We start from the raw sequence: 26,064 nt of genomic DNA, 5'->3' as shown, positions 1-26,064 counted from the left end.
GGGAGACATCCGACTCCACGACGGCTCGCAGGGCGGTGCGCAGGCGTCGGTGATGGACGGCCAGTTCGTCGTGCGTGCACAGGTCCGGGTGGGAGTTGACGTCGATGGCCGGCCCGCTGCCGTCGCGCCGGTCCCACACCGCGAGGGTGAAGTCGCCCACCAGGCCGGAGGAGAGGTTGTGCGCGGTGGTCGGCAGTCCTGCGAAGGTGATCGCATAGTCGAAGGACATGACGTTGACGACCGGCGCGTACCACGTGCCCGGGCGGCTGGGCAGTGCCAGGTCGCGCTGGATGTCCTCGGCCCGGTACCGCTGGTGGCCGCCCAGTTCGCGCACGTTCTCGCTTATCTGGGCGAGGAGGTCGCCGAGCGTCAGCTCCGGTCGGAGCGTGAGCCGGAGCGGCAGGACGTTGGCGGCCGTGCCGGGCGTGTGGCGCTCCACCTGGGTGAGGCGGGCTGTCACCGGCAGGCCCAGCACGACGGTGTCCGCGCCGGTCATCCGGTGGACGTGGAGGGCCGCGGCGGCGATGACCAAGTGCGACCAGGGGACGCGGGCCTGGCGGGCCGCGTCGCGCAGAGCCGTGTGTTCCGTCTGGTCCAGCGTGCCGGTGTGCCGGAGATAGCGCTCCGGTGTCGTCGACGGCGTGCCGACGAGCGCGGCCGGCTGCGGACGGTCGGCGAAGCGTTCCGTCCAGTAGGTCCTGTCCTGACGGAAACGCTCGGACGTTCGGTAAGCCTGTTCGGCGGTGATCAGGTCGGACAGTGTGCCGAAGGGGCTTCCTCCCGCCGTGCCGCCTTCGGCCAGTGCGGTGTAGACGTCGGCGACCCGGCGGGTGATCAGCAAGGACCCGAAGGCGTCCATCACGGCGTGGTGGTAGCCCTGGTACCACCAGAAGCGGTCGCCGCTCAGCTTCAGGAGCGCGTACTCGAACAGTGGGTCATCGGTGAGGTCCATGGGCCTGGCGACCGCGCTGTCCATCCACGCGCGGGCGGCCTGTTCGGGGTCCTGCTCAAGACTCAGGTCGGTGACGGTGAGCGGCTGGTCGGCAGGCTCCCGTAGAACCTGCCGAACCCCGCCGGGTTCCTCGACGAAGCGGACGTGCAGCGCCTGCGCCTCGGCGACGACGGTTGTCAAGGCCCGCGCGAACAGCTGCGGGTCCACGCTTCCGTGGATCTCCAGGTACTCCCCCACCCGGAAAACGCGATTTCCTCTCCCAAGCCGTTGCTCGGCGATCCATATTTCGCGTTGCGCGGCCGTGAGGGGCAGCGTGGTGCCGGCACTGTCGGACAAGTCTCCACCTCCGATAATTCCCCCGCGCGGACGGCCGGAGAGGCAGGAATGAAAATCTCGCACTGTCCTGGAGAACGCGTCGTTGATTCGATCGCGCAGAAAAAGTCGACCACCGCTCTGCGGGAGCGACGTGCATCACCGTGTATACACAGGAGCCGGACAGATCCGCCTGGAACGCGACAGGGGGAACCTAACCCTGGGAGATCCGGAGGGTCAAGAAAATCAACCGGCTATGCCAGGTGCATGTCCGTTGCGTGTCCCGCCGGCGGGACACGCAACGGAACGCGCCTGACACACCGTGGAGTGTGGGCGATGCCCGCCACACACGGGAGGGAGGCTTTCACCGTGGGCCGCGCCCTGCCGACGCGGGGACCCGCCCATCGATCGCGGGACCGTTCGCCTTGATCGACCGGCTCTTGCCTGCTGTTTCTCGCCGGTGTTAGCTTCACTTGCCATAAATGCCGACCGCACGTTTCCCGATGCATAAAAGGAAACCCGTATGGCAACGACGCAGTGGATGAGTCATCTTCTGGACCGTGGCGCGGACGACGACCTGTGGGCCATTTCGAGCGCTCCGGTCACCCGGGGACAGCTACGCGGTGCGGTGGCCGACTTCGAGGAGGGCTTCCGGCAGCAGGGAATCGGCGCAGGCAACTCGGTTCTTCTGAGGATGACACCGTCTTTCACTTACATTCAGGTTCTGTTGGCCCTGTGGAACTGTGGGGCCCAGGTGGTTCTGGTCGACTTCCGGCTGAAACCCGCGGAGTACGAACCGCTGGCGCAGCTCGTGCGTCCGCAATACCTCGTCGCCGCGGCCGGCGCCGGAGGGCCGGTGGCCGGATTCCGCCAGGAGTCGGACTTCACGGTCCGACGGCTGCCGGACGGCCGCCCCGCCGTCGACGGCATCCAACTGGTGCAATTCAGCTCGGGTTCGTCCGGCCGGCCCAAGGTGATCGGCCGCCCCGCCGACTCCGTGCTGGCCGAGATCGACCGGCATGCCGGCCTCCCCGGAGTCCCCGGTGAGGACGACCGTGTGATGCTGCTGAACTCGGTCATGCACAACATGGGCCTGGTCAGCGGCGTGCTGCACGCCCTCGCGTCCGGGGCGGGGCTGATCGTTCCACCGACCCTGCGCCCGGCCGAAGTCGTTCGGCTCATGGCGGCGACCGGGGCGACCGCGGTCTACGGAACACCCGTGCACTATGACCTGCTGTCCCGCGTCGCCGACCGGCCCCGACTGCCCGCACTGCGCCTGGCGGTATCGGGCGGCGAGCGGGTGCCGCAGGAGACGTACGAGAACTTCCGCGCCCGTTTCGGCCTGCCGGTCAGCCCGGTCTACGGACTGACCGAGACAGGACTGATCGCAGGCGACCTGTCCGGCACGTCCGTCCCTCCGCAGCTCGGGCTCCCGGTGCCGGGGGCCGAGATCAAGATCGTCGACGAGGAGCTGTACGTGCGGATGGATCGTTCGCCGTACCTGTACGGCGAACACGCGGACCGCTACACGCACGGCTGGCTGCGGACCTACGACCGGGTCAGGCAGGACCCGGTGACCGGGGTGCTCAGCATGCTCGGCCGGGCCGATTCGCTGGCCGTGATCGGCGGTCTGAAGGTCGACCTCGCGGAAGTGGAGAACGTCCTGCTGACCCACACGCGAGTGACGGAAGCCGTCGTGACACACGGAGAGGTCATCGAAGCGTTCGTGGGCGCCGATCCCGGCGTCGGCGCGGACGAGTTGACGGCCTGGTGCCGCGAGCGGCTGAGTCCCGTCAAGGTCCCGAAGAGGTTCCACGTCTCACGACTGCTGCCGCGGAACTCGATGGGGAAGCTGGTCCGCGACCGTGCGCTGATGCACGGACGCGTCCTGGCGGAATCGCCCTCACGGGCACAGGAGGAACGGTGATCTCAAAGGACGACCTCAGGACGATATTGATCGAGAACGCAGGACTCGGGCCGGCGGAGGAACTGACCGACGGCGCCGAGCTGGTGATCGACTCCTTCACCCTGGTGATCCTCCAGCACGTCCTGGAGGAGCGGTACGGCGTGGTCATCGACCCGCAGTTCGACGAGATGGCCCAGTTCACCTCGATCGACGGCATCCACACCTACGTGACCAGGGCCATGCAGGAGCACTGACCGACCCGACCGGCCCCCATCCGATCGCACTGCGCAGGGAGCGATGATGAGCAACCCCTTCGAGAACGCCGACGGCACCTTCCTCGTGCTGGTCAACGAGGAGGGCCAGCACTCGCTGTGGCCCTCGTTCGCCGAGGTGCCCGCGGGCTGGACGGTGGTGCTCGGCCAGAGCGACCGCCAGACCTGCCTCGCCTACGTCGAGGAGCACTGGACCGACATGCGCCCCTTGAGCCTCGTGCGCCGATAGGAGACCCGATGGACGACGCCGCATTCCAGCAACTGCTGTTACGGGAGGAGGACCTCGAGGAGTCGTTCTACGGCGAGGAGCCGAGCGCTGCCTACGATCCTGTCTTCGTCTCCGGCGACGAGTCGGGGCGGGCCATCGTCGACCTGACCAACATGCTCACGCACGGCGGGCATCCCGATACGGTGCACCACGCCTCCGCGCTCTTCACGAACGTCGTGGGCTCGGTGGTGTTCCACCATGTCGCCGAGTTCCGGGACGGGACCTGCCGGCAGGTCTACCAGGAGCTCCACGACGCGGTGCACGCCTGCACGCACTACCGGATGGAACTCAACGACGGCGTCCGGCTCGACATCTCGAGGGTGGACCTGAGGCCCGTGAACCTGGGAGACGGCGGCTTCCTGGTACGCTGGGTGTCCACCGTCGACCACTTCGTCATCGACACCGCCTGGGTGATCGCCGCGAAGGACGACGTCCTCACCTTCGTCAACACCCGCATCCCGGACGAGTCGGAGATCCTTCGGCTCGCCCGCATCGCCGTTGACCGCGTCACCGAACCGACCGGTGCGTCATGACGTCCACTGCAGCCCTGGTGGACTTCGCTTCAGCGCTGGAGGCGGTCGAGGAATGGCTGACCGAGTACATCTCGGCGAGCCATCCGGAGATCGGCCGCACGGGTCCCATCTGTCCCTTCGTGGCACCCTCGCGCAAGAACCGGACCATGGAAATCCGCATGCGGCTGGTCGGTCATGCGCCGACCCTGGAGCTGCTCGAGGAGATCGCCCACAGCAGTCTGCGGGAGTACGAGCTGACAACCTGGCAGGGCCGCAATCCCATGTTGCGGGCCATGGTGGTCGCCCTTCCTGATCTGCGCAGTGAGGACACCGGATTGCTCGATCAGGTTCATGCCCGGGTGAAGGACGCCTTCGTGGCACGTGGGCTGATGATCGGTCAGTTCCACGAGAACTGCGAGGTGACGGCTGCCCGTAACCCGCGCTTCGCGGTGAGCAAGGCACCTCTGCCCCTGTTCGCCATTCGCGCCATCGCCCTGCACGACGTCTTCTTCCTGTCGGAACGACCGCACTGGTTCCAGCACTACCGGGAGCGGTTCGGCAAGTTCTTCGGGCCGGGTTCCACCGTGATGGACTCGCTCCTGATCGCACGCTACGAGGAGGCCGAACGGGCTTACGGTGGTCCGCCCCCGTAGGCGGTGCGCCGGGTGAAGCGGTCCGCCATCACAGCGAGGAACTGGCCGCCGGCTTGCACGCTCGCGGACGGCCGGCACTCACTCGAAGGAGAGTGCCGGCCGTCGCCAGATGGCGTGCTCGACCTCCACCTGTTAGTCGCTCCGATATCTGCGGCCGCCGAACCACACCCCCGTCAGCACCGCCACGGCCGCCAGCGCGATCAGCCAGTTGCGCGGATAGTCCAGCGGCAGCACCGACGGGTTGGCCGTCCTGCCCGGGCGCAGCAGGACCGGCAGCGCGACCGCCGTCAGCGCGCCCGCGACCAGCAGGGCGCCGCGGACCGGTCCGCGCGCCCCGCCGCGCACCACGACCAGTCCGACCAGGAGCACCAGCGGGGCGATCAGCGCGTCGTGCAGGACGACCGCCCCGCCGAGCCACAGCAGCACGCCCATGGGGTCGCGTACGTCACCCAGCAGGGACACCCCGACGCCCATCAGCGCCAGACCGGCCGCGGCGGTCGTCACACGGAGGGCGTTCATGCCAGCACCTCCAGCCGGCCGACCCACTTGGTCTGCAGCACGCCGGGCCGGTCGGGGGCGATGAGCCGCGCCGGGTAGCCGTGGTCGGGGACGAGTTCCTGTCCGTTCAGCCGCAGGGCGAGCAGGGTCAGCGGGTCGCGGACGTGCCCGTGGCCCATCTCCGAGACCCGGTAGCCGCCCCTGAGCTGCAACGACACCACCCGCACGCGCGCGTCCGCCGGGGCTCCCGCGCGCTCCGCCAGGTCCCTGACGCGCACGCCCGTCCAGCGCGCCGACTGGCTCCATCCCTCGACGCAGGCGATCGGCAGGTCCACGTCGTGCTGGGGCAGGGCGCGCAGGTCGGCCAGGGTGAGGGTGTACGGGCGCGGGCCGGTGACGACGAGGCGGTATTCCTCGGCGTCGATCCGGCCGACGCCCGCCGCGGCGGCGGTGCGGTTCACCGGCAGGGACTGGGGCCCCTCGCCGGGGCGGCGGGGCGCGAGCAGCACGAGGTCCTTCAGCGGGGTGAACGACTGCCCGACGGTCGTGAGGGTGACGGCGCCGACGGCCGCGCCCACCGCCGCGAGCAGCGAACGCCGGTCGGGGGCGTCCCGCGCGGGCAGGGCGAGGGTCCCGGGCGAACGCCGTGTCCAGTGGGCCCGGATGTCGGGCAGCTTGACGGCGACGTGCAGCAGGAGCGCGCCGACGACCAGCCAGCCCACGGCGTAGTGCACGGGCACGAAGGAGAACGGCCAGGGATACCACTGGGCCGTGTTCAGCAGGCCGGTCGCGAGTTCGAACACGGCACCGGCCACCAGTACGGCGACCGACAGCCGCTCCAGCGCGTGCCGGACCGACCGCAGCGCAGGCCACGCGAACAGCCGCGGGTACACCGTCCACAGCTTGGCCAGCAGCAGCGGGACCGCCGCGGTGCCGGACGCGACGTGCAGGCCCTGGGTGAGCCGGTAGCCCCACACCGGGCGGCTCGGCAGGTGGTCGGCCAGCCCGCCCGGCGGGTGCTGCAGCACGTGGCTGACGAGGCCGGTGAGGAAGCACACGACGAACGCCGGCCCGAGCCACCGTCCGAGCGCGGTCGCCGTCCGGGCGTCGTGCAGCCTGCCCCGGAACACCGGGGGAAAGACACGGGGTTTCATGCCCTCCATCCCACTCGGCCCGGAGCGCCGACGGAACGGAAGGAGCCCTTACGGAACAGGGACGTCACGACGGCGGGCCCGGGCGGACGGCGGCCCGGGCGGGCGCCCCGGGGCACGGAGGGTGCCGCCGCGTCCCTCCGCGGGTCACACGGTGTGGTCGCGGATGCGGGCGAGCAGGGTGCGGAGCTGTTCGCGGTCGGCCGCGTCCAGGGCTGCGGTGGCCTCGGCGAGGGCGAGGCGGTCGACCTCCTCCGCCTCGCGGTGGCAGCGCACCCCCTCGTCCGTGAGCCGCAGCAGGAACGCGCGCCGGTCCTGTGGGTGACGTACCCGCTCGACCAGGCCGTCGCGTTCGAGGCTGTCCACGATGGCGGTGGCGGTGCGCGCCGCGATGCCCGCCATGTCGCTCAGGTCGCGCATGCGCAGCGGCTGCCGGGCCCGGGCCAGCATGCGCAGGGCCCGCAGCCGGGCCACCGACGCGCCCTTCTCCCGCAGGCGCCCCTCCACGAACTGCCGCAGCCGGTTCGTCGTCTCGTACAGCTCGTCGATCAGGACGTCGCTGCTTCCCTGTACGGCCATGGGGCCAGTCTCTCCCGGTTCAGGGCCCGAAAGCCATCTGGTGAGCAAGCACATAGTGAGTATGCTCAGCTTATGCCGCGTCGCCCCTCCGTGCTGTCCGCCCTGCCCACTCGTCTCAGCCAGCGTCTGGTGGTTCCCGTCGTCTGCGTCAGCGTGACGTTCATCGCGATCGTCGACGGGGCGATCACGACCGTGGCCCTGCCCTCGATCGCCCGTCAGTTCCGGCTGACCACGGCCGCGCTGGACGGGGTGGTGGTCGTCTACCCGGTCTGTCTGGCCATGACCATCCCGGCCTCGGCCTGGCTGGTCGAACGCTTCGGCGGGAAACGGGTGTTGCTGACCGCGCTGGCCGGGTTCCTCGGCTCGTCGCTGCTGTGCGGGGCGGCGACCGGGCTCGGCCAGCTCGTCGCCTACCGGGCCGTGCAGGGAGTGTCGGCCGGCGTCCTCTTCCCGGCCTCCACCGCGTTGCTGTTCGGCACGTTCAGCTCGGCGGAGCAGATCCGGATATCCCGCTACATGATCATCCCGCAGCAGATCGCCCCCGCCGCGGCCCCCGTGCTGGGCGGGCTCCTGGTGGACCACCTGTCCTGGCGCTGGGTCTTCTACGTGAACCTGCCCGTGGGGCTGCCGGCCGTGCTGTTCGGCGCGCTCTTCCTGGCCGGCGACCGGGGGCGGCGGCCCGGCCCGTTCGACCGTCCCGGCCTGCTGCTCAGCGCCGGCGCCCTGGGCAGCGGGATGTTCGGGATCTGCGAGGGGCCCAACCGGGGCTGGTCCTCCCCCGCCGTGGTCTCCTCCCTGGTGCTGGGCGCGGTGCTGCTGGTCGCCACGGTCGTCGTCGAACTGCACAGGTCCCACCCGCTGTTGCGGCTGCGCCTGTTCTCCGACCGGCTGTTCCGGGACACCAACCTGATCAACCTGGTCGGCCTGGTCCCCATCATGGGCACCTTGTACCTCACCCCGCTCTTCCTCCAGCAGGCTCAGGGCCGCACCGCGCTGGAGTCGGGCCTGACCACCTTCCCGGAGGCGTTCGGCGTCCTGCTGACCGTCCAGGTCACCGGCGCGCTGTACGTCCGGGTCGGCCCGCGCCTCATCGTCGGCTGCGGCCTGGTCGGCGTCACCGCCGTCCTGCTGCTCCTCGCCACCTGCACGGCCGGCACCGGCCTGTGGACCGTGCGCGCCTACATGTTCCTGTTCGGCGCCGCGATCGGGTGCTTCTTCGTCCCCACGACGGTCGCCTCGCTGGCCACCGTCGACCGGACGGACCTGCCCCAGGCCACGATGCTGAACACGGTCGTACGCCAGACCGGCGGGGCGCTCGCCCCCGCCGCGGTCACCACGGTCCTCGTCCTCGGCACCCCGCAGGCCGCCGCCGCGTCACCTCCCCTGCCCGCGTACCAGCACGCCTACGTCGCCCTCGCGGCGATCGCGGCGGCGACAGCGGTGTTCGCCTTCACGATGCCCGACCGCCCGGCACGGATCGCGGCGCGCAACGGCCCCGGCTCCGGCACCGCGGGGCGCGTCCCCCTGCCGGGACGCCGTCGGAACCGGGTCGGCTCGTGAACCCCGGGCGGGCGCGGGTCAGACCTGTTCGGGGCGGCCGCCGCGGCGGCGGTACGCGGCCGCGTTGACCCTGCTGCCGCAGCTCCGCTTGTCGCACCAGCGGCGCGTGCCCGCGCGGGAGCGGTCGACGAAGAGGCGGGTGCACGGGGTGCCGGCGCAGCGGCGGACCAGGAGGCGGTCGGGGCCGCCGAACAGGTCGCTGGCGGTCGTGGCGAGCGTGGCCAGGACCTCCGTCACCCCGCCCCGGCGTTCGACCCGGCCCAGGTCGTGCAGGGCGGGACGGACGGGCGGGTGGGCGGCGGCCCGCCGGACCAGGGTGACGTCCCGCGGGTCGGCCGGTTCGTCCGCGGTGGCGGCCAGGGCCAGGCGGTAGACCGCCTCGCGCAGGGCGCGTGCCCGGGTCAGGTCGTCCTGGGTCACCGTGTCCAGGCGGTCGACGACGCCCGCCGCCACGGCCCAGCGGGCGAAGTCCCCGGGCCCGGCGAGGAGTTCCTTGGGGTCCGTGGCGCGCCAGGCCACCGTGGCGGCGAAGTCGAGGGCCAGGTGGTCGCTGACGAAGAGGAAGCTCACCCGTCGAGTATGGGCGGCGGGATCCTCGGACACCCATGACGTCATACCTTCAGGGTATGACGAAGGAGGGTGAGCCGCTACCGGTCGCCGAGAACGCCCGACCTCGATCCCGCCTGGAGGCACACAGTGCACACGCAGACGTCCGTCCCTCCGGTGACGCGTCCGGGGGCGGGCCGGTGGTTGCTCCTCCGGTACCTGCAGGTCGCCCTGCTGGTCCGCCTCGCCTGTGAAGGGGCGCGGGTCGCCCTGGTGGTGCTGGCCGTGGACCGCACCGGGAGCGCCGGCTTCGGCGGCGCCCTGGTCGCGGCCCTGCTGGTGCCGGGTGTGGTCGCCGCCCCGCCGGCCGGGGCGCTCGCCGACCGGGTCCGGCGGCGCCGGCTGTTCCACGCCGGTTGCCTGGTCTGCTACGGCGCGGGGCTGGTCGTCGTCGCCGGGGCGGCGGGGCGGGCGCCCGCGGGGGTCGTCCTGGCGGTGGCGGGCGCGGCGGGCTGCTGCACTCCCTTGCTGACGGGTGGACTGACCAGTCTGCTGGGCGACTTGGTGCCGGCCGCGGCACGGGGCCGCGCCTTCAGCCTGGACGCCGTCTCCTACAACCTCGCCGGGATCGCCGGACCGGCCCTCGCCTCCGCCCTGGCGGCGACGACCGACTCCGGTCTCGCGCTGGCCGCGCTGGGTGCCGCGGCCGTCCTGGGCGGCCTCCTCGTGCTCGCCCTGCCGCTGCGACCGCGCTCCGGCGGCGGCCGTGCCCTGCGACCGGCCGACCTGGGCGCCGCCGCCGCGCTGCTGCTGCGCGACCCGCCCCTGCGGTCGCTCACCTGGGCCAGCGCGGCGGGCCAGGCGGGGACCGGTGCCCTGCCCGTGGTCTGCGTCCTGCTCGCCGACCGCTACGCCACGCCCTGGGCGGCGGGCGGTCTGATGACCGCGATGGCGCTCGGCTCCCTGGCCGGTTCCCTGGTGTACGCCTGGCGCCCGTGGGGCGTACGGCGGCCCGAACGGACCGTGGCCGTCATGCTGCTGGCGACCGGGGTGCCGCTGGCCGCCGTCCCCGCGGCGCCCGGCGTCGCCCTGGCGTTCGGCTGCTTCGCCCTGGCCGGGTGCTGCACCGGCCCGCTCTTCGCCGCGCTCCTCGCCGGGCGCGACCGTTACGCGCCCGAGGCGGCCCGCACCCAGGTGTTCACGCTGGGAGCGAGCCTGAAGAGCACCTTCGCCGCGGGCGGGGCCGCCCTCGCGGGCGTCTGCCAGACGGCCGGCCCGGTGCGCCTCGTCCTCGCGGTGGCCGCCTGCCAGGCACTCGCGGCCGCGCTCGGCACGGTGCTGCTCCGCGGTCCGGCCGCCCGCTCCCGCGCCGTACCGCTCAGCGGTCCGGCCTCCCGCTCCCCCGACGGCTGACGTGGGAGCGGGCCGACCGCCAGCGGGAACGCGTCTGCTCGACCACCGTGTCCCACTGCCGGCGCACCTCGTGCTCGGAGGGACGGAGCCCGCTGCGGATCCGGTCCAGCTCCCGTGTCACCTCCCGTCCCCACGCGGCCGATCCGACCAGCGCGAGCATCGCCGTGAAGAGCGCGGACAGCAGGGCGAACACCGCGCCGACCACGCCGTAGCGCGACACGGAGGTGTTGAAGAGGCGCGGCAGGTACAGGGCGGCGCCCCAGGAGTAGAGGGTGGTCATGACGGTCGCGGTGACACCGAAGGGGATCAGCTCCCGCCACGGGATGCGCTTCGCGGTCAGGATCCAGCCGCTCCAGACGAGGAACACGGCGGTCACCGGTGCCTGGAGCACCCCGGTCAGCAGGCCGGACCGGGGTCCGCCGGCCAGCAGGCCGGCCAGCCAGCCGTCGACCAGGCCGTAGGCCCCGAGCCCGAGGATCCACCACAGGCCGTTGCGTGAGTTGCGGACACCGAGCGGCTTGAGGTCCCATGCCTGCTCGAACAGCCGCTGAGCGGCTCGCGCGAAGCTGAGCAGGGAGATGAGCAGGAACACCACGCCGAACACGCCGACGCCCGTGCTCGTCTCCCCGGTCGGCGAGAAGAGGCGGTCCACCGCGTCGGCGCCCGCGCCGGTCAGCCCGTAGCGCTCGATGAGCCGTTCGGCCACGTCCTGGTCGACCAGGCTGCCCAGCAGCGTGCCGACGAGGAGGACCAGCGGCACGAGGGCCGTCAGGGCGCTGGACGCCAGGGCCATCGCGCGGTCGAACCCGGCGATCTTCTGGAACCGGTTGACGACGCGCAGGGCGAAGGCCGGACGGAGCCAGAAGGTCAGCGCGGCGGCCAGGCGCCGCCGCGCTCCCGACGGTCCGCCACCGGTCACGGGAGGCATGACCGGTGGCAGGCCCGGCGGGTCGTCACATGTCGCCACGCGGCCCGCTGCTGCCGAAGGCGTCGTCGAACGTCTCCTTCCGGGCCACACACAGCGCCCAGATGACGAACCCCGAGATCGCGATGGCGATCACGGACCACACCGGGTAGTACGGCAGGGAGAGGAAGTTGGCGATGATGACGAGCCCGGCGATGGCCACTCCGGCGACCCGGGCCCACGTCGCGGCCTGGAACAGCCCGATGCTGACAAGCACCGCGACCACCCCGAGGATCAGGTGGATCCAGCCCCAGCCGGTCAGGTCGAACTGGAAGACGTAGTTGCGGGTCGAGACGAAGATGTCGTCCTCGGCGATGGCCGCGATGCCGCGGAAGATGTCGAGGATGCCCACGATGCTGAGCATGACGGCGGCGAAGGCCATCAGCCCCGCGGCCCACTGGTACTTCGCGGAGTGCGCCCTGGACGCGTGGGTGGCGGTCATCTCTGTACCTCGGTTCCTGGTCGGTGCTCAGTGGGGGGAGGACACGCCCGCGGTGGTCGCGGACGCCGCTGTCCCGCTGCCGCTGAGCACGAGCTCCTTGGCGCGGCGGAACTCCTCGTCGGTGATGTCGCCGCGGGTGCGCAGCTGCGACAGCTTGTCGAGTTCGGCGATGCTGCTCGGCCGGGCCTCGCCGGCCCGCTCCCGGATGTAGCTGTCGAAGGCCGTCTGCTGGGCCTGCGCGTGCTTGATCTCCCGGCCGCCCATGTCCCGGCCGCGGGCGATGAGGTAGACGAACACGCCGAGGAACGGCAGCACGACCACGAAGACCAGCCAGCCGGTCTTGCCCCACCCGCCGAGGGTGTCGTCGCGGAAGATGTCCCCGATGATCCGGAAGAGCAGGACGAACCACATGATCCACAGGAAGAACCAGAGCATCGTCCAGAACATGCTCAGCAGCGGGTAGTCGTAGGCGAGGTACACGTGACTGCTCATCTCTTCCTCCGTTGCGGGTGCGGGTCCGACCGCTCGGTCCCGGTGGTGCCAGCCTGCGCGGCCCCGCCGGCCGGCGGCCTCACCCCGGGCGGGTGAACGTGCCCGGGGCGGGCGTCCGGGGTCACGCGCGGTGCACGTCCCTCGCCGCCGGGTCGCCGCCCGGCCCGCGCAGGGCGGCCCGCAGGGCGAGGGCGAGGCACAGTTCGGCCAGGCCGAGCAGGACCAGCCACAGGCCCAGCAGCCGGGTCAGGGCCCGGGCGGACTCGGTGGGCAAGGCGAGCACCACGATCCCCGCGACCACCACGAGCGCGGCGACGCCGAGGACGACGCCGCGGTGCGGCAGGTCGCGGGTGCCCAGGGCGGTGAAGGCGGTCAGCAGGCCGGTCACCAGCCACACCGCGCCGGTGATCAGCGCCAGGGCGGCCACGGTCTGCAGCGGGTGGCGCAGGCACAGCACGCCGGCCAGCACGTACAGCACCGCGATCAGCAGCCCGGTGAAGCGGTCGCCGTGCCGCGGGGCGAGGGCGGCGACGAACCGGAAGGCGCCGGTCACGATGAGCGACAGCGCGATCAGCACCGCCAGCACGTGCAGGGTGGCGTCCGGCCAGACCAGGGCGAGCACGCCCGGGACCAGCGTGGCCACCGCCGGGCCGAGCAGCCACGTCCAGGACCGGCCGAGCCCGGCGAGCTGCCCGTCCAGGCCGCCGTTCGCGGGGACCCCTGCGTCGGTCATGTGTCCTCCTCGCGGGACGCCGTCAGTCGGGAAGTTGCCGCATCTCCACCACGCGCAGGCCCAGCGACCTGAAGCGGGCGAGCAGGCCGTACAGGTGCGCCTCGTCGACCACCGGGCCGTAGAGCAGGGTCTGGCCGGAGACCATCACGTGGTCGAGTTCGGGGAAGACCTTGGCCAAGGTCTCCGACACCTGGCCCTCCACGCGGATCTCGTAGCGCATGAGCTGCTCCCGCCGGCTGTCGATGGCAACGTGGGGTGCGCTGTCCCTCCAGACTCCCGACGGTCCGTGGCTTCGGGCATCACCCGGCACAGGTGAACCCACCGGCCGCCCGGCCGCGGTGCTCCAGGTCTTCAGTGCTTCAGGTCTTGGGTGCTTCAGTGCTTCAGGACGACCTTGAAGGCGATGATCAGCAGGCCGAGGAGCAGGTTCACCACGGCGGTGAGGGCCGTGAGGCGCCAGGGGGCGCCGGCCCTGCGCGCCGCGGCCATGGACCACCCGACCTGCCCGGCGACGGCCACGCACACCGCAAGCCAGAAGGTGCCCTCCAGGTCCAGGCCCAGCAGCGGACTCACCGCGACGGCCAGCGCCGGCGGGACCGCGGCCTTCACGATCGGCCACTCGTCACGGCACACGTGCAGCACGGTGGCGCGGTCCAGGCCGTGCTGCGCGAGACGGGCGCCGAACAACTGGGCGTGCACGTGCGCCACCCAGAAGACCACGCCGCTCACCAGCAGCAGCACGACCAGTTCGACGCGCGGGAAGGAACCCAGCGTCCCGGCCCCGACCACCACGCTGGCGGCGAGCAGCGAGCCGTAGACGCCACCGGTGTAGTCGGCGTGGGCCCGCCGCTGCGCGCGGCGCTCGCGCCGGGACTCCGGGTGCGCATCGAGCATGTCAGCCCCTCCGGGTCGGTGGCCGTCGCCGTCGGACCGCGCGGGTACCGGCGGCCCTCCCACCGGGCCATCCGACCGCGCCCGGCGCCCCGGCGCATCACCCGCCACGGGCGAGCCGGGCCGGGCACCGCACGGTCACAGCAGGCCCAGCTCGCGCGCGCGGCGCACCGCGTCGTGCCGCCGGTTGACCGCCAGCTTGCGGTACACGCTCTTGACGTGGGTCTTCACCGTGTTCACCGACACGTAGAGGTCGGCGGCGATCTCCTCGGTCGACATCAGCTCGGCGAGCCGCGCCAGCACGTCCCGCTCGCGCACGCTGAGCTGGTCCACGAGCACGGGGGCCGGCTCCGTCCGCCGGGCGGGCGCCTCCTCCTCGGGCAGCAGCCAGCCGGCGGCGAGCTGCCGCATCGGGGGTGCCGCGAGGAGCGGTTCCGCCCACGGCCGGGCCTCGGCGAAGGGCCGGCGCAGCCGTTCCCGGCGGGCGTCCAGCAGCGCGTCGGCCAGCAGGTGCCGCGCGGCGACCCGGTTGCCCGCCACCTGTGCCGCGTGCGCCCGCGCGAGGGCGGCCCGTACGCGGACCGCCGGTCCGAGGCGTCGGTGCGCGGTCGCCTCGTCCAGGACGCGCAGGGCGGCCGAGGGGTCGCCCGCGGCGACGTGGGCCCGCGCGGCGCCGACGGCGCACTCGGGGTCCTCGTCGGCCACCTCCCGCAGGACCCGCGCCGCCGCGTCCGGCCGGCCCTCCGCCAGGTGGGCCTCCGCGGCGACGAGGGTCGCCCGGCCCTCCGCCCAGGGGGACGTGACGACGGCCGGCACCGGCGCCCCGGCGGCCTCGGCCGCTGCCCGGGAACGGCCCCGGGCCAGGAGCAGCCGGGCCGTGACGATGGCCCGTCCCACGGCCGCCACGGGGTCCTGCGCCGCCGGGTCGGGCGTCGGGTCGAGCAGTCCCTGCGCACGGCCGAGTTCGCCGCGGTCCACGGCGACGCCGGCCAGGACCAGCCGTGCCAGGTCCGGGCCGACGGGGTCGTGGAGGCTGAACCGTTCGGACTCGGCCCGTGCGGCCCGCGCGTACTGTTCCGCCCGGCCCGGCCACCCGTCCAGGTACTCGATCAGCGCCAGCCGGCCCAGTGACTCCACGCGCGGGAGCACGGTGGACGCGCCGTCGGGGCCGGCGAGCACCGCGGTCAGGGCCGCCCGGGCCGCGTCGAAGTGGCCCGCCCACAGCCGGGTGGAACCGAGGTGGGTGAGCAGTTGCGCGGACAGCTCCGGGTGCCGGTCGAGCAGGTGGGCGGGCACCTCCGGCCGGACCTCCCGGGCGGCCCGCGCCGCCTGCTCGGCGCGGCGCGGGGCCCCGGACAGGCGGGCGGCCAGCGCCTCCAGCAGGGCCCAGCTCAGCCGGGCCGCCGCGGCGTCGGCGCCGGGGGGCAGCTCCTCGTGGGCGTGGCGCAGGTGGGTCAGGCCGCGGTCGAGGTCGTGGCGCGCCAGGTCGCGGGCCGCGCGGACGAGCTCCGGGGCGGCGCCGGTGGTGCCCGGGTCGAGGTCGGCGAGCAGCCCGGCGAGGTCGTCGGAGCGCAGGCCGGTGAAGAGCTCCCCGATCGCGAGGTCGTCGACCAGGGCGCGGGTGGTGGCCGCCCAGTCGCCCGCGGCGGCCCCGTGGGCCACCATCTCGGCAAGCGCCCCGTGCCGCCGCAGCCAGCGTGCCGCGCGCCGGTGCAGGTCCGGCTCCAGGCCGGGACAGCGTTCGCGCAGGTGGACGCGGAGGATCTCCCGGAACAGCGGGTGCAGCCGGTACCAGCCGTGCCCGAGGTCCTCCACGAAGGCGTTCTCCCGGTGCAGGGCGGCCAGCACCGAGTCGGCGTCGTCGCCGCCGACGAGCGTGTTGGCCAGGTCGGCGCAGAAGCGTTCCAGCACGCTGACCCGCAGCAGCAGGTCCTGGGTGCGCGGCGGCCGGCTCCTGAGCACCTCGGCCAGCAGGAAGTCGGCCACGGCGCTGTGACCGGCCTCGAACTCCTTGAGGTACAGCGACGGATCCGGGCTCTCGCGGGCCGCGAGGGCGCTCAGGCGCACCCCGGCCGCCCAGCCCCGGGTGCGCTCCACCAGCGCGTCGGCCGCCTGCACGGTCACCCGCACCCCGTGCAGGTCCAGCAGGGCGGCGGTCTCCTGCGCGGTGAAGGCCAGCTCGGCGTCCCTGATCTCGGTGATCTCACCGGCCGCGCGGTAGCGGTGGAGCGGCAGCAGGGGTTCCGTCCGGGTGACGAGGACCAGGCGCAGTCCCGGTCCCGCGTGGTGCAGGACGAACGCGAGCTGCTCGGAGACCTCCGCCGCGGCGTGGTCGTAGTCGTCCAGCACCAGGGTCACGGTGCGCTGAGCGGCCCCGAGCTGGGCGGCGAGCCTGCCGAGCGGGCAGCGGCCGTTGCCGGCGCCGTCGAGGACCGTGCCGGTGTCCGGCGACACGTGCACCCCGCTCGCGCGCAGGGCCTGCAGCACGTGGGCCCAGAACATGCCCGGCCCCCCGATCGCCGCGTCCAGGGTCAGCCAGGCGACGGGCTGCCGCAGCCGCGCGGCCCAGTCGGCGACCAGCAGCGTCTTGCCCGCGCCCGCGGTGCCGTTCACCATGACCAGCGGCGTTCCGGGCTCGCGGTCGAGGGGAGCGAGCAGGCGGTCACGCCGCAGGAAGGCGGTCGGTCTCGTCGGCAGGGCGAAACGGGTGCGCAGGAACGGGTCGCCCAGGGGATCGACGTCCGTGCCGGAGGGAGTACGGGGGAAGTCGTCCTTCGGTTCGCCGCCTGGTTCGTCCTTCGGTTCGTCCTTCGATTCCAAGGCCCTCACCGCCCGCAAGGTCGAGGTCTTCCTCCTCCACCATCACATCGCGGCGCCGTTCGCGCGCGGTACAGGGCCGGCGGGCCCCGGTGCGGCCCCGGGTCGCATCTCACCCACCGTGGGTGATGCCGCGGCGCCGCCCGGCGCCGACGCTGACCGTGGGCCGGCCGTCCCGGCTCCGCGCCGCCGGGCGCGTCCACGCGTGGGAGGTACCCGTGAGCAACTACCCGCCCATCGCCGAGCACGGGATGATCGGCGACCTCCAGACGGCGGCCCTGGTGTCCTCCGGAGGGGTCCTCGACTGGTGGTGCACGCCGCGCTTCGACTCCCCCAGCGTGTTCGCCTCGCTCCTGGACGCCGAGCGCGGCGGCCAGTGCAGCCTGGCCGCGGAAAATCCGGGCGACGGCAGCGAGATGACGACGCGTCAGCTCTATCTGTCCGACACCGCCGTCCTGGTCACCCGCTTCATGGCACCCGACGGCGTCGGCGAGGTCGCCGACTTCATGGTGCCCCTCGACACCGGCACGCCGCAGGTCCGGCACCGCCTGATCAGAGTCGCCCGGGTGGTGCGGGGCACGGTGTCCTTCGCCCTCGCCTGCCGCCCGCGCTTCGACTACGGCCGCGCCTCGCACACCCTGACCGTCCCCGACCAGCACCACGCGCTGTTCCACGGACCGGACACGGACCTGCACCTGCAGTCCACCACCGGCATCGCGCTGCGCGCCGAGGGCGAGGACGTCACCGCCCGGTTCCGGCTGTCCGCGGGCCAGGCGGCCGCGGTGGTCCTCACCAGCACCGCCGGCGGGGACGACGCCCCGCGGCGGCCCTCGCTCGACGAGGTCGTGCGCGACCTGCAGGCCTGCCGGTCCTTCTGGCTGTCGTGGCTCAGGTCGTGCACGTACCAGGGCCGTTGGCAGGACCAGGTGCGCCGCTCGGCCATCACGCTGAAGCTGCTCACCTACGCGCCGACCGGCGCCCCCGTCGCCGCCGCCACGATGGGCCTGCCCGAGCAGGTCGGCGGTGAGCGCAACTGGGACTACCGCTACACCTGGGTCCGGGACGCCTCCCTGTCGGTGAAGGCGCTGATCGACCTGGGCTTCCACGAGGAGGCGTACGCCTTCCGCCGGTGGCTGCGCGACCGCATCGAGGCGCGGGACACGGCCACGGGCGATCCCCTGCAGATCATGTACCGGGTCGACGGCGACCCGCACCTGACGGAGGAGACCCTCGGCCACCTGGAGGGCTACCGGGGTTCGTACCCGGTGCGGGCGGGCAACGCGGCGGCGGACCAGCTCCAGCTCGACATCTACGGCGAGGCCTCCGACGCCCTGATCGTGGGCGGGGACATCGGAGCGATCCGGGGCTGGAAGGCGCTCACCGAGGTGCTGGACTGGCTCAGCGACCACTGGGACCAGCCGGACGAGGGCATCTGGGAGACGCGCGGCGGCCGCAAGGACTTCACCTACAGCCGGCTGATGACCTGGGTCGCGTTCGACCGCGCCCTGCGGGCGTCGCAGGCCTTCTCCCGCCCGGCCGAGACCGAGCGCTGGACCCGCACCCGCGACGCGGCCTTCCGGCAGATCGTCGAGCGCGGCTGGCACGACAAGCGCAAGGCGTTCGTCCAGCACTACGACTCCGACGTGCTGGACGCCTCCCTGCTGCTGATGCCGAAGGTCGGCTTCCTGTCGCCCCACGACCCCGACTGGCTGAGCACGCTCGACGCCATGGACGGGGAACTGGTCAGTGACAGCCTGGTGTACCGGTACGACCCCTCGGCGTCCCCCGACGGACTGCGGGGCTCGGAGGGCACGTTCAACCTCTGCAGCTTCTTCTACGTCGAGGCCCTCGCCCGCAGCGGCAGGCTCAGTCAGGCCCGGTACGCCTTCGACAAGATGCTCACCTACGCCAACCACGTGGGCCTGTTCGCCGAGGAGATCGGACCCTCCGGCGAGCAACTGGGCAACTTCCCGCAGGCGTTCACGCACCTCGCCCTCGTCACGGCCGCCATGGCGCTCGACGACGAACTCGCCGAGGCCCGGACCCGCCCCGAGGCCGACGAGCAGGTACAGGCGGCCAAGTACGGGTTCACGGTCCCGGCCGAGGGCTCCGCGGCGGACGGCACCGGTGACTGAGACCGCCGTGCCGCAGCGGTCGGCGCAGCACCGGAACGCGCTGGCGGCGCTGGCGCTGGCCCAGTTCATCTGCAGCTTCGCCGGCTCCAACATGAACGTGATGATCAACGACATCAGCACGGACCTCGACACCACCGTGCAGGGCGTCCAAGTGGCCATCACCGTCTTCCTGTTGGTGATGGCCGCGCTGATGGTCCCCGGCGGCCGGCTGACCGACCGCTACGGCCGCAGGCGGTGCTTCGTCGCGGGACTCGCCGTCTACGCCGTCGGCGCCCTGCTCAGCGCCGCCGCACCGGGACTGGGCGTGCTCATCCTGGGCAACTCGATCCTGGAGGGCGTCGGCACCGCGCTGCTCATCCCGCCCGTCTACATCCTCACCACGCTCCTCTACCCGGACACGACCTCCCGGGCCCGCGCCTTCGGGGTGATCATGGCGCTCGGCGGGCTCGGCGCCGCCGCCGGACCGCTGATCGGCGGCCTGATCACCACCGGCATCAGCTGGCGTGCGGCCTTCGTCTTCCAGGCACTGGTCATCGCCGTGATCATCGTGCTGAGCCGGAAGGTCGTGGACCCGCTGCCGCCGGACCCGACCCGCTCGCTCGACACGGCCGGGACCGTGCTGTCCGCCGTCGGCCTGGTCCTGGTCGTCATGGGCATCCTGGCCGCCGACAACAGCCTCTGGCTCACCCTCGGACTGCTGGCCGCCGGCGTGCTCGTCCTCGCGCTGTTCTTCCGCTCCGCCCGTGCCAAGGAGGCGTCCGGCCGGGAGCCCCTGTTGTCCTTGACCCTGTTCCGCAACCGCACCTCCAACATCGGGCTGATCACGCAGAACATCCAGTGGCTGATCCTGATGGGCACCTCCTTCACGGTGGCCGCCTACCTGCAGGTCGTACGCCACTACGACGCGATCCGGACCGGCGTCGTCTTCACCGCGGCGACCCTGGGTCTGCTCCTGACCTCGCTGTCCGCGAAACGCCTCGCCACGCGGCACTCCTCGCGCGCGCTCGTCATGACCGGGTTCGCGGTGTGCGTGGCCGGCATCGTCCTCCTCGTCGCCCTGGCCGCCGCCTTCTCGACCGCCTGGGCCTTCGTGCCCGGACTCGTCCTGATCGGGCTGGGACTCGGGGCCATGCTGACCCCGTCGGTCACCGTCGTGCAGTCGAGCTTCCCCGAGGAGCGGCAGGGGGAGATCTCCGGGCTGTCCCGCTGCGTGTCCAACCTCGGCTCGTCCTTCGGCACGGCCGTCGCCGGCACGATCCTGGTCTCCGGGCTGACCAAGGGCGCCTACGCCGCGGCGATGATCACCCTGGCCGTCATCGGGCTCGGCGGGCTGGCGGCAGCGGCGCGTCTGCCGCGCGAGCCGCGTCCCGGCGACCACGACGTACGAGGGGCACCCTGACTCCCGGGCCCCTACGTGCGGACGCGGTGGCGGAGCACCGTGACGCCGCCCGCCGTAGTGCTGGTGAGCAGCTCCAGGTCCGTCCTGGGCAGGCCCGGCGGGGTGAGGCGGACGCCGTCGCCGAGCAGCACCGGCAGGACGTAGACCAGCAGCTCGTCGACGAGCCCCCGCCGCAGGCACTGGCCGGCCACGTCGGCGCCCAGGATCTCCAGGTCCTTGCCGCCCGCCGCGGCCCGCGCGGTCCCGACCGCCTCCGCGATGTCACCGGTCAGGAAGGTGACGTGCGGGTCGGGCGGCTCCGGCGGCCGGTGCGTGAGGACGAAGGTGCGGCCGGAGACGGGGTAGTCACTGCTGCCCGCCCGGTCGGCCTCCATCCGCTTGCCCACGTCGTAGGTGCGCCGGCCGACCAGCAGGGCGCCGGCGGCCGCCGCGTTGTCCTCGAACATCTCCGGCGACACGATCTCGAAGATCCAGTCCATGGCGTCGCCGGGACCGGCGATGAAGCCGTCCAGCGACATCGCCCGGATCACGACGACCTTGCCGTGACCACTGCTCGCTCCACTCAAGCCGCTCACCCTCCTGCTCCGGGGGCCCGCCCGGACGGGGCGCCGTGCGCGTCCCCCGGCATTGTCCCGGGGCGCGGGCGTGCGGGCGACTCCCGCGGCTCCCGCGCGCCCGTGTGAGAGGGTTCGATGCGCTGAGCCGCGAGGGAGAGGACGTGCGGGGTGGACAAGGTGACGTTGTCGGCGTGGCCGACGCCGATGGAGGCCGCGCCCCGGCTGGCCGCGGCGATCGGTCTGGCCCCGGACGACCTGTGGATCAAGCGCGACGACCTGACCGGCCTGGGCGGTGGCGGCAACAAGGTCCGCAAGCTGGAGTGGCTGGTCGCCGACGCCCTGCGGTGCGGCGCCGACACCCTGGTCACCACGGGTGGCCCGCAGAGCAACCACGCCCGGCTCACCGCCGCCGCGGGTGCCCGGGCGGGCCTGGACGTGGTCCTGGTGATGCCGGCGTCCGGCCGTCCGGAGCGGCCCGGCGGCAACCTGCTCCTGGACGCCGCGCTCGCCGCCCGGATCGTGTGGGCCGACGCCGCCGGGCCCGCCGAGCTGGCCGCGCACGCGGAGGCGACGTGCGCCGGACTGCGCGAGGAGGGCGCCGTGCCGTACCGGGTGCCGTTCGGCGGCTCCTCGGCGCTGGGGGCCCGCGGCTACCGCGAGGCGGGCGCGGAGATCCTCGCCCAGCAGCCCGGTGTCCGGCACGTCGTCACCGCGCTGGGCTCGGGCGGCACGATGGCGGGCCTGGTCGCCGCGCTGGGCGTCGAACGCGTCCTGGGCGTCGATGTCGGCGCGCTCCCCGACCCGGCCACCGTCGCCGCCGCCTTCGCCTCCGAGCTCACCGGCCGTGAGGTGGCGGCGGAGCAGCTCCGCGTCCGGGGCGAGCAGGTGGGCACGGCGTACGGCGTGCTCCACGAACCCGTCCTGGAGGCCCTGACCACGGTGGCGCGGACCGAGGGCCTCGTCCTGGACCCGGTGTACACCGGACGCGCGGCCGCGGGCCTGACGGCCGCCGTGCGCGACGGCGCGATCCGGCCCGGTGAGCGCACCGTGCTGCTGCACTCCGGCGGCCTGCCGGGCCTCTTCGGCCACGCCGAGGCGGCGGACCGCCTCGGCCGCATGCTGCTCAGCCGGCCCTGACCCGGCCGGGGAGCCCTTCCGGGTCCGTCCGGCCCGGGGTCACGTGGACGCCTGGTCGCTGTCGCGGTGCGCGCCCCAGCCGTGCCAGCGCTCGACCTCGATCCAGGCGCTGAACCGGGTGCGGACGCGGTCGGGGTACGGCTTGCCGGTGTAGTGGGCGGAGATGCGGTCGATGTCGGCGAGTCCCTCGTCCTCGTACGTCTCGACGACCCGGCCGATGAGGGTGACGTGGGTGTACCAGTCGTCCCCGTCGAGGACGGTCAGGGTCACCCGCGGGTCGCGGCGCAGGTGCTTCAGGCGGACGCGGCCCTCGTCGAGGCTCAGCAGCACCCGGCCGTCCTCCCACACGTACCAGGTGGGCGTCGACACCGGCGTGCCGTCCGAGCGCAGCGTGGCCATCACCGCCGGGTTGGGGCGGCGCAGCAGGTCCTGGGCGTCGTCGGGGAGGGGCGGCTTGGACATGGGGTCTCCTGTTCCGGCGGGGCTCGTACCGGGTCGACGGGTACACCTGTCGAGGGTGTCGCACACCCCGCCGCCGCGCCCGTCGGAGTCCCGCGCCCGCCGGGGTCACCGCGCCCGTCAGGGTGCCCCGGCCGCCCTCACGGCCTGACCAGGCGGTCCTGCTCCACCAGGGGGGTGCCGTCGTGCCAGGGCAGGACCTCGCCGAAGCGGACCAGTTCGCCGTACAGGGCCGGGTCGGCGCCCTGCGCGAAGACCAGGTCGAGGACCGCCTCGGCGGCGCGGGCCGGGGTCTGCGTCCGGCTGTGGTCGCTGAACCAGGGGCGCGAGGTGGCCGTGTCCACCATGCCGGGGCACACGGCCGCGACGAGCGTCCCGGTGGCCAGGTCCCGCGCACGGCGCTCCGCGGCGACCGCGCGGACGGCCGCGACCTGCGCCACCTTCGAGGGCACGTTCAGCCACACCGGCCAGCCGGCTTCGGCCGCGGTGCCCTCGTGGACGGCGGCGCGCCAGGACTCGACGGCCCGCTCGACCTGGTCGAGGCCCACGCCGTCGAACAGGGGGTGCAGCCGCGCGTCGAGGTGGCCGAGGGTGCCGAGGCCGCTGGCCACGACGAGCAGCCGTCCGCCCGGCCGCAGCACGGGGCCGAAGGCGCGCAGCACGGCGTGTGTAGCGGTGTTGGACACGTCGATGAACTCGTCCGCGCGCTCCGCCTGCGACTCGTGCGGGAGCACCCGGGCGACCGCGTTGGAGAGGACGACGTCGACGCCGCCGTGCCGTGCCTCCAGCTCGGCGGCGAGACGGGTGATGGCCGCGGTGTCGGTGACGTCCAGGACCCGGCCCTCGACCCGGGCACGGGTTCCGGGCAGTCGGCCGACCTCGTCGGCGGCGGCCCTGACCCGCTCGGGGTCGCGGCCGGTCAGCAGGACCAGGTCGGCCGGGTGCATGCGTGCGGCCAGCCCTTCGACGAGGGCGCGGCCGAGTCCCTGGTTGGCGCCCGTGACGAGTGCGGTGCGAGAAGCGTTCATGCCGGCCACGCTAGGAACCGCACGCCCATGCGTCCAACGAGAGTTCGGCACAGGTAGCATGCGGAAACGTCATGGACTTCACGGATGTCTCGCTCACCGCGCTGCGCGTCTTCCGCGCCGTGGCCGACCGGGGGACCTTCACCGCGGCCGCCGCGTCCCTGGGCTACACGCAGTCCGCGGTCTCCCGGCAGATCGCCGCTATCGAACGCGCGGCGGGCGCGGAACTGCTGGAGCGGCGGCGCGACGGGGTACGGCTGACCGCGGCCGGCCGGCTCGTGCTGCGGCGGGCCGGGGTCGTGCTCGACGAGATCGACGCGGCCGCGCGGGAGCTGTCCGGTCTGCCCGGGCAGAGCGGCACCGTCCGCCTGGGCTGGTTCCCGAGTGCCGGGGCCGTCCTGGTGCCGCGCGCCCTCGCCGCGCTGCGCGCCACCGATCCCGCCCTGCACGTCCTCGGCCGGGAGGGCACCACGCCGGCCCTGGTACGCGCCCTGCGCGCCGGCAGCGTGGACCTGGCGCTGCTCGCGTCGGCCCCGCCGTTCCGGCCGCCCGACACCGAGTCACCGCCGCTGGTCGTGACGACGCTCACCGAGCGTCCCCTGCGCCTGGCCGTGCCCGCGCACCACCCGCTGGCGCGGGGGGAGGCCGTCGACGTGGCGGACCTGCGCGGGCAGCGCTGGATCGCCAGTTCCTCCTCGGGCGAGGACCGGCTCATGGGGGTGTGGCCGGGCCTGGACGAGCGGCCGGAGATCGTCCACACGGCCCGCGACTGGCTCGCCAAGCTCCACCTGGTCGCCGCGGGCTGCGGACTGACCACGGTGCCCGCCGCCCTCGCCGCGGCCGCTCCGGAGGGGGTCCGCGTCCTGCCCGTGCGCGGCGGCCCCCAGGAGCAACGGCGCCTGCTGCTGGCCCGCCTCCCCCAGGAACCGCCCGAGCCGGTCACCCGCCTGGCGGCGGCCCTGCGCGCGACGGCCCTCGACCTGGACACGCCGGCCCGGGGCGCCTGAACGCGACGGCGGCCACCTGCCGGCGGCCGTCACACGGCGGGGCTTCGGAGCAACCGGTGCAGCAGCGACCAGGCAGCGTCGAGGCTCGAGGCCATGTCGCCGCTGAACACCGCCGGTTCGTCCATCACGGGCACCTCCACCACGGCGTCCGCGGGGGTGGTGCCGTCACCCGGGCGCAGGGACACCGTGTCCGCGTCCTCGAACACGTGGAGGACGGCCCGCTCGTCCCGGAAGCCGAGGGTCACCACGGGGAACTCCCTGTCCGGGAGCCGCACTTCGAGGTACCCCTCGCCCCGGCAGCGGCGCAGTGCGTCGACGTGGTCCGTCAGCTCCCCGAGGCCGGTACGCCGTTCCTCCGCGACGAACCGTCCCGTTGCCGTGTCCGTCGCTGCCCATGTCACGCTCATGGACGCCTTCATAGCAGGTGCCGGCCCGGCGTGCCCCTTCCTCACTGGCCCCCGAGCCCCGTCGTGGCCACCGACTTCACGATCTGGCGTTGGAAGAACAGGAAGACCACGACCAGGGGCAGGGCCGCCAGGACCGCCGAGGCCATCGTCTGGGCGTACTGGATGCCGTACGCGTCCTTCACCGACGTGATGCCGACCGGGAGGGTCATCAGGGCCGGGTCGGACGTGGACACGAAGGGCCACAGGAAGTTGTTCCAGGCGCCGATGAACACGAAGATCGCGACGGCGGCGAGCATCGGGCGGGACAGCGGGAGGAGGACCGACCAGAAGATGCGCCAGTGGCCGGCGCCGTCGATGCGGGCCGCCTCCTCCAGTTCGCGGGGCAGCGAGTCGAAGTGCTTCTTCAGGATGAACACCATCACCGGCGCCACGGTCTGCGGCAGGATGACCGCCGCGTAGGTGTCGACCAGGTGCAGGGTGAGCATCTGCCGGAACCACGGCACGATGAGGATCTGCGGCGGCACCAGCACCGCGGCCACGGTCAGCGCGAACAGCACCCGCCGCCCGGCGAACAGCGTGCGGGAGAAGGCGTACCCGGCCATCGCGGACACCAGGACGGTGACCACGGTGACGGCCGCGGCGATCAGGAAGCTGTTCAGCATCCACAGCGGCAGGTCGCCCCGCTCCCACACGGTGCTGAACCCCTTCAGCGTCAGCCCGTGCCGCGGCCACAGCCAGTGGTCCGGGTCGCTGGCGTCCTGCTCGGACTTGAACGCGGTCAGCACGGCCCACAGCATCGGCACCAGCCAGACCAGCGCGAGAACCGCGAGGACGGCGAGCGCCAGCACGCGCCCGAGGCGGCTGTCGCCGAGGACGTGGTGGTTGCCCCGCAGCCGGCTGCGCGCCGGCGCCGTCCGGGCGGCCCGCGGGGCGCGGGAGGCGGAGGACGTGCGGACGGGCAGGTCGGTGGACGTCAT

At 73.3% G+C, this 26,064-nt stretch carries 28 protein-coding genes; 11 read left to right on the top strand and 17 right to left on the bottom strand.

Translation table 11 applies throughout. The annotated features are described in order from the left end of the window. Nucleotides 1–1,288: condensation domain-containing protein (locus tag E4U92_RS34305; protein ID WP_241681794.1), on the bottom strand; the 1,288-nt coding region annotated here is incomplete at its 3' end. A gap of 499 nt (nucleotides 1,289–1,787) precedes the next feature. Here E4U92_RS34305 and E4U92_RS34300 point away from each other — a divergent pair. From E4U92_RS34300 to E4U92_RS34280, 5 genes are read left to right on the top strand one after another with little or no spacing between them, the layout of a single operon-like run. Further along, complete coding sequence (locus E4U92_RS34300) at nucleotides 1,788–3,191, top strand: class I adenylate-forming enzyme family protein (RefSeq protein WP_137304362.1); 1,404 nt, start codon at nucleotides 1,788–1,790, stop codon at nucleotides 3,189–3,191. Next, nucleotides 3,188–3,424, top strand: a complete 237-nt coding sequence (locus tag E4U92_RS34295; RefSeq protein WP_137304361.1) for a phosphopantetheine-binding protein — start codon at nucleotides 3,188–3,190, stop codon at nucleotides 3,422–3,424. Before E4U92_RS34300 ends, E4U92_RS34295 begins: the two co-directional genes overlap by 4 nt. A gap of 46 nt (nucleotides 3,425–3,470) precedes the next feature. Then, nucleotides 3,471–3,671: an MbtH family protein gene (locus E4U92_RS34290; RefSeq protein ID WP_137304367.1), complete on the top strand. Its 201-nt coding sequence runs from the start codon at nucleotides 3,471–3,473 to the stop codon at nucleotides 3,669–3,671. Nucleotides 3,672–3,679: 8 nt separating this feature from the next. Beyond that, on the top strand, nucleotides 3,680–4,243 hold the full coding sequence (locus E4U92_RS34285; protein WP_137304360.1) for a hypothetical protein: 564 nt from the start codon (nucleotides 3,680–3,682) through the stop codon (nucleotides 4,241–4,243). Beyond that, a complete protein-coding gene (locus E4U92_RS34280; RefSeq protein ID WP_137304359.1) occupies nucleotides 4,240–4,875 on the top strand; it encodes a DUF6875 domain-containing protein in 636 nt (211 codons plus the stop codon). Before E4U92_RS34285 ends, E4U92_RS34280 begins: the two co-directional genes overlap by 4 nt. 132 nt (nucleotides 4,876–5,007) lie before the next feature. Here E4U92_RS34280 and E4U92_RS34275 read toward each other — a convergent pair whose 3' ends face one another. The 3 genes from E4U92_RS34275 to E4U92_RS34265 all read right to left on the bottom strand — a co-directional run bounded on the left by E4U92_RS34275 (nucleotide 5,008) and on the right by E4U92_RS34265 (nucleotide 7,103). Then, nucleotides 5,008–5,394, bottom strand: a complete 387-nt coding sequence (locus E4U92_RS34275) for a hypothetical protein (protein WP_137304358.1) — start codon at nucleotides 5,392–5,394, stop codon at nucleotides 5,008–5,010. Next, nucleotides 5,391–6,536 carry a molybdopterin-dependent oxidoreductase gene (locus E4U92_RS34270; RefSeq protein WP_137304357.1) on the bottom strand — a complete coding sequence of 382 codons (1,146 nt, stop codon included), beginning with the start codon at nucleotides 6,534–6,536 and terminating at the stop codon, nucleotides 5,391–5,393. The genes E4U92_RS34275 and E4U92_RS34270 overlap by 4 nt, the downstream gene beginning before the upstream one ends. 135 nt (nucleotides 6,537–6,671) lie before the next feature. Then, nucleotides 6,672–7,103, bottom strand: coding sequence for a MarR family winged helix-turn-helix transcriptional regulator (locus E4U92_RS34265; RefSeq protein WP_137304356.1), 432 nt, complete (start codon nucleotides 7,101–7,103; stop codon nucleotides 6,672–6,674). Between the two features lie 153 nt (nucleotides 7,104–7,256). On the opposite strand from E4U92_RS34265, the gene E4U92_RS34260 reads away from it, so the two are divergent. Next, on the top strand, nucleotides 7,257–8,663 hold the full coding sequence (locus E4U92_RS34260) for a DHA2 family efflux MFS transporter permease subunit (RefSeq protein ID WP_229863615.1): 1,407 nt from the start codon (nucleotides 7,257–7,259) through the stop codon (nucleotides 8,661–8,663). 18 nt (nucleotides 8,664–8,681) lie between these two features. Here the strand turns inward: E4U92_RS34260 and E4U92_RS34255 are convergent, their stop codons facing one another. After that, entirely contained in the window at nucleotides 8,682–9,278 is a 597-nt protein-coding gene (locus E4U92_RS34255; RefSeq protein WP_229863601.1) for a CGNR zinc finger domain-containing protein, read from the bottom strand. Nucleotides 9,279–9,413: 135 nt separating this feature from the next. Here E4U92_RS34255 and E4U92_RS34250 point away from each other — a divergent pair, with 135 nt between their 5' ends. Then, entirely contained in the window at nucleotides 9,414–10,622 is a 1,209-nt protein-coding gene (locus E4U92_RS34250; protein ID WP_229863605.1) for an MFS transporter, read from the top strand. On the opposite strand, the gene E4U92_RS34245 is transcribed toward E4U92_RS34250, so the two are convergent. The 7 genes from E4U92_RS34245 to E4U92_RS34215 form a co-directional block, all read right to left on the bottom strand. Then, the gene (locus tag E4U92_RS34245) at nucleotides 10,588–11,550 is read right to left on the bottom strand and encodes a YhjD/YihY/BrkB family envelope integrity protein (RefSeq protein ID WP_137304355.1); all 963 of its coding nucleotides are present in this window, start codon (nucleotides 11,548–11,550) and stop codon (nucleotides 10,588–10,590) included. The two genes, E4U92_RS34250 and E4U92_RS34245, sit on opposite strands and share 35 nt — an antisense overlap. 25 nt (nucleotides 11,551–11,575) lie before the next feature. Next, entirely contained in the window at nucleotides 11,576–12,028 is a 453-nt protein-coding gene (locus tag E4U92_RS34240; RefSeq protein WP_137304354.1) for a DUF7144 family membrane protein, read from the bottom strand. A 27-nt stretch (nucleotides 12,029–12,055) separates the two neighbouring features. After that, nucleotides 12,056–12,520, bottom strand: coding sequence for an SHOCT domain-containing protein (locus E4U92_RS34235; RefSeq protein WP_137304353.1), 465 nt, complete (start codon nucleotides 12,518–12,520; stop codon nucleotides 12,056–12,058). Between the two features lie 121 nt (nucleotides 12,521–12,641). Beyond that, on the bottom strand, nucleotides 12,642–13,253 hold the full coding sequence (locus tag E4U92_RS34230; RefSeq protein WP_137304352.1) for an HdeD family acid-resistance protein: 612 nt from the start codon (nucleotides 13,251–13,253) through the stop codon (nucleotides 12,642–12,644). Between the two features lie 22 nt (nucleotides 13,254–13,275). Further along, entirely contained in the window at nucleotides 13,276–13,473 is a 198-nt protein-coding gene (locus E4U92_RS34225) for a hypothetical protein (protein WP_067238403.1), read from the bottom strand. Between the two features lie 155 nt (nucleotides 13,474–13,628). After that, nucleotides 13,629–14,147 (bottom strand): hypothetical protein, encoded by a 519-nt coding sequence (locus tag E4U92_RS34220; RefSeq protein ID WP_137304351.1) that lies wholly within the window; start codon nucleotides 14,145–14,147, stop codon nucleotides 13,629–13,631. Nucleotides 14,148–14,282: 135 nt separating this feature from the next. Then, nucleotides 14,283–16,874 (bottom strand): winged helix-turn-helix domain-containing protein, encoded by a 2,592-nt coding sequence (locus E4U92_RS34215; RefSeq protein WP_229863618.1) that lies wholly within the window; start codon nucleotides 16,872–16,874, stop codon nucleotides 14,283–14,285. 305 nt (nucleotides 16,875–17,179) lie between these two features. Between E4U92_RS34215 and E4U92_RS34210 the strand changes: the two genes are divergently transcribed. Continuing rightward, nucleotides 17,180–19,096, top strand: a complete 1,917-nt coding sequence (locus E4U92_RS34210) for a glycoside hydrolase family 15 protein (RefSeq protein WP_137304349.1) — start codon at nucleotides 17,180–17,182, stop codon at nucleotides 19,094–19,096. After that, nucleotides 19,089–20,495 (top strand): MFS transporter, encoded by a 1,407-nt coding sequence (locus E4U92_RS34205; protein ID WP_137304348.1) that lies wholly within the window; start codon nucleotides 19,089–19,091, stop codon nucleotides 20,493–20,495. The genes E4U92_RS34210 and E4U92_RS34205 overlap by 8 nt, the downstream gene beginning before the upstream one ends. Nucleotides 20,496–20,506: 11 nt before the next feature. Here E4U92_RS34205 and E4U92_RS34200 read toward each other — a convergent pair whose 3' ends face one another. Continuing rightward, complete coding sequence (locus E4U92_RS34200; protein ID WP_137304347.1) at nucleotides 20,507–21,061, bottom strand: dihydrofolate reductase family protein; 555 nt, start codon at nucleotides 21,059–21,061, stop codon at nucleotides 20,507–20,509. Nucleotides 21,062–21,220: 159 nt separating this feature from the next. Between E4U92_RS34200 and E4U92_RS34195 the strand changes: the two genes are divergently transcribed. After that, the gene (locus E4U92_RS34195; RefSeq protein ID WP_137304346.1) at nucleotides 21,221–22,189 is read left to right on the top strand and encodes a pyridoxal-phosphate dependent enzyme; all 969 of its coding nucleotides are present in this window, start codon (nucleotides 21,221–21,223) and stop codon (nucleotides 22,187–22,189) included. 39 nt (nucleotides 22,190–22,228) lie between these two features. On the opposite strand, the gene E4U92_RS34190 is transcribed toward E4U92_RS34195, so the two are convergent. Both E4U92_RS34190 and E4U92_RS34185 read right to left on the bottom strand, forming a co-directional pair. Beyond that, nucleotides 22,229–22,651, bottom strand: a complete 423-nt coding sequence (locus E4U92_RS34190; protein WP_137304345.1) for a PPOX class F420-dependent oxidoreductase — start codon at nucleotides 22,649–22,651, stop codon at nucleotides 22,229–22,231. Between the two features lie 137 nt (nucleotides 22,652–22,788). Next, nucleotides 22,789–23,676, bottom strand: coding sequence for an SDR family NAD(P)-dependent oxidoreductase (locus E4U92_RS34185; RefSeq protein ID WP_137304344.1), 888 nt, complete (start codon nucleotides 23,674–23,676; stop codon nucleotides 22,789–22,791). A 71-nt stretch (nucleotides 23,677–23,747) separates the two neighbouring features. Between E4U92_RS34185 and E4U92_RS34180 the strand changes: the two genes are divergently transcribed. Continuing rightward, a complete protein-coding gene (locus E4U92_RS34180; protein ID WP_137304343.1) occupies nucleotides 23,748–24,680 on the top strand; it encodes a LysR family transcriptional regulator in 933 nt (310 codons plus the stop codon). A gap of 29 nt (nucleotides 24,681–24,709) precedes the next feature. Here E4U92_RS34180 and E4U92_RS34175 read toward each other — a convergent pair whose 3' ends face one another. Both E4U92_RS34175 and E4U92_RS34170 read right to left on the bottom strand, forming a co-directional pair. Continuing rightward, entirely contained in the window at nucleotides 24,710–25,087 is a 378-nt protein-coding gene (locus E4U92_RS34175; protein ID WP_229863613.1) for a hypothetical protein, read from the bottom strand. A gap of 41 nt (nucleotides 25,088–25,128) precedes the next feature. Beyond that, complete coding sequence (locus tag E4U92_RS34170; protein WP_137304341.1) at nucleotides 25,129–26,064, bottom strand: carbohydrate ABC transporter permease; 936 nt, start codon at nucleotides 26,062–26,064, stop codon at nucleotides 25,129–25,131.

This window comes from Streptomyces galbus, assembly GCF_005280195.1.
Lineage (GTDB): Bacteria > Actinomycetota > Actinomycetes > Streptomycetales > Streptomycetaceae > Streptomyces > Streptomyces galbus.
The sequence above is the reverse complement of the archived record's forward strand: the minus strand, read 5'-3'. Positions and strand labels throughout refer to the sequence as shown.

What these genes read in the sequence shown, in the direction of transcription:
- E4U92_RS34300 (WP_137304362.1), top strand. Translation starts at nt 1,788, where the DNA reads ATGGCAACGACGCAGTGGATGAGTCATCTTCTGGACCGTGGCGCGGAC.
- E4U92_RS34290 (WP_137304367.1), top strand. Translation starts at nt 3,471, where the DNA reads ATGAGCAACCCCTTCGAGAACGCCGACGGCACCTTCCTCGTGCTGGTC.
- E4U92_RS34285 (WP_137304360.1), top strand. Translation starts at nt 3,680, where the DNA reads ATGGACGACGCCGCATTCCAGCAACTGCTGTTACGGGAGGAGGACCTC.
- E4U92_RS34280 (WP_137304359.1), top strand. Translation starts at nt 4,240, where the DNA reads ATGACGTCCACTGCAGCCCTGGTGGACTTCGCTTCAGCGCTGGAGGCG.
- E4U92_RS34275 (WP_137304358.1), bottom strand. Translation starts at nt 5,394, where the DNA reads ATGAACGCCCTCCGTGTGACGACCGCCGCGGCCGGTCTGGCGCTGATG.
- E4U92_RS34270 (WP_137304357.1), bottom strand. Translation starts at nt 6,536, where the DNA reads ATGGAGGGCATGAAACCCCGTGTCTTTCCCCCGGTGTTCCGGGGCAGG.
- E4U92_RS34265 (WP_137304356.1), bottom strand. Translation starts at nt 7,103, where the DNA reads ATGGCCGTACAGGGAAGCAGCGACGTCCTGATCGACGAGCTGTACGAG.
- E4U92_RS34255 (WP_229863601.1), bottom strand. Translation starts at nt 9,278, where the DNA reads ATGACGTCATGGGTGTCCGAGGATCCCGCCGCCCATACTCGACGGGTG.
- E4U92_RS34245 (WP_137304355.1), bottom strand. Translation starts at nt 11,550, where the DNA reads ATGCCTCCCGTGACCGGTGGCGGACCGTCGGGAGCGCGGCGGCGCCTG.
- E4U92_RS34240 (WP_137304354.1), bottom strand. Translation starts at nt 12,028, where the DNA reads ATGACCGCCACCCACGCGTCCAGGGCGCACTCCGCGAAGTACCAGTGG.
- E4U92_RS34235 (WP_137304353.1), bottom strand. Translation starts at nt 12,520, where the DNA reads ATGAGCAGTCACGTGTACCTCGCCTACGACTACCCGCTGCTGAGCATG.
- E4U92_RS34230 (WP_137304352.1), bottom strand. Translation starts at nt 13,253, where the DNA reads ATGACCGACGCAGGGGTCCCCGCGAACGGCGGCCTGGACGGGCAGCTC.
- E4U92_RS34225 (WP_067238403.1), bottom strand. Translation starts at nt 13,473, where the DNA reads ATGCGCTACGAGATCCGCGTGGAGGGCCAGGTGTCGGAGACCTTGGCC.
- E4U92_RS34220 (WP_137304351.1), bottom strand. Translation starts at nt 14,147, where the DNA reads ATGCTCGATGCGCACCCGGAGTCCCGGCGCGAGCGCCGCGCGCAGCGG.
- E4U92_RS34190 (WP_137304345.1), bottom strand. Translation starts at nt 22,651, where the DNA reads ATGTCCAAGCCGCCCCTCCCCGACGACGCCCAGGACCTGCTGCGCCGC.
- E4U92_RS34185 (WP_137304344.1), bottom strand. Translation starts at nt 23,676, where the DNA reads ATGAACGCTTCTCGCACCGCACTCGTCACGGGCGCCAACCAGGGACTC.
- E4U92_RS34180 (WP_137304343.1), top strand. Translation starts at nt 23,748, where the DNA reads ATGGACTTCACGGATGTCTCGCTCACCGCGCTGCGCGTCTTCCGCGCC.
- E4U92_RS34175 (WP_229863613.1), bottom strand. Translation starts at nt 25,087, where the DNA reads ATGAGCGTGACATGGGCAGCGACGGACACGGCAACGGGACGGTTCGTC.
- E4U92_RS34170 (WP_137304341.1), bottom strand. Translation starts at nt 26,064, where the DNA reads ATGACGTCCACCGACCTGCCCGTCCGCACGTCCTCCGCCTCCCGCGCC.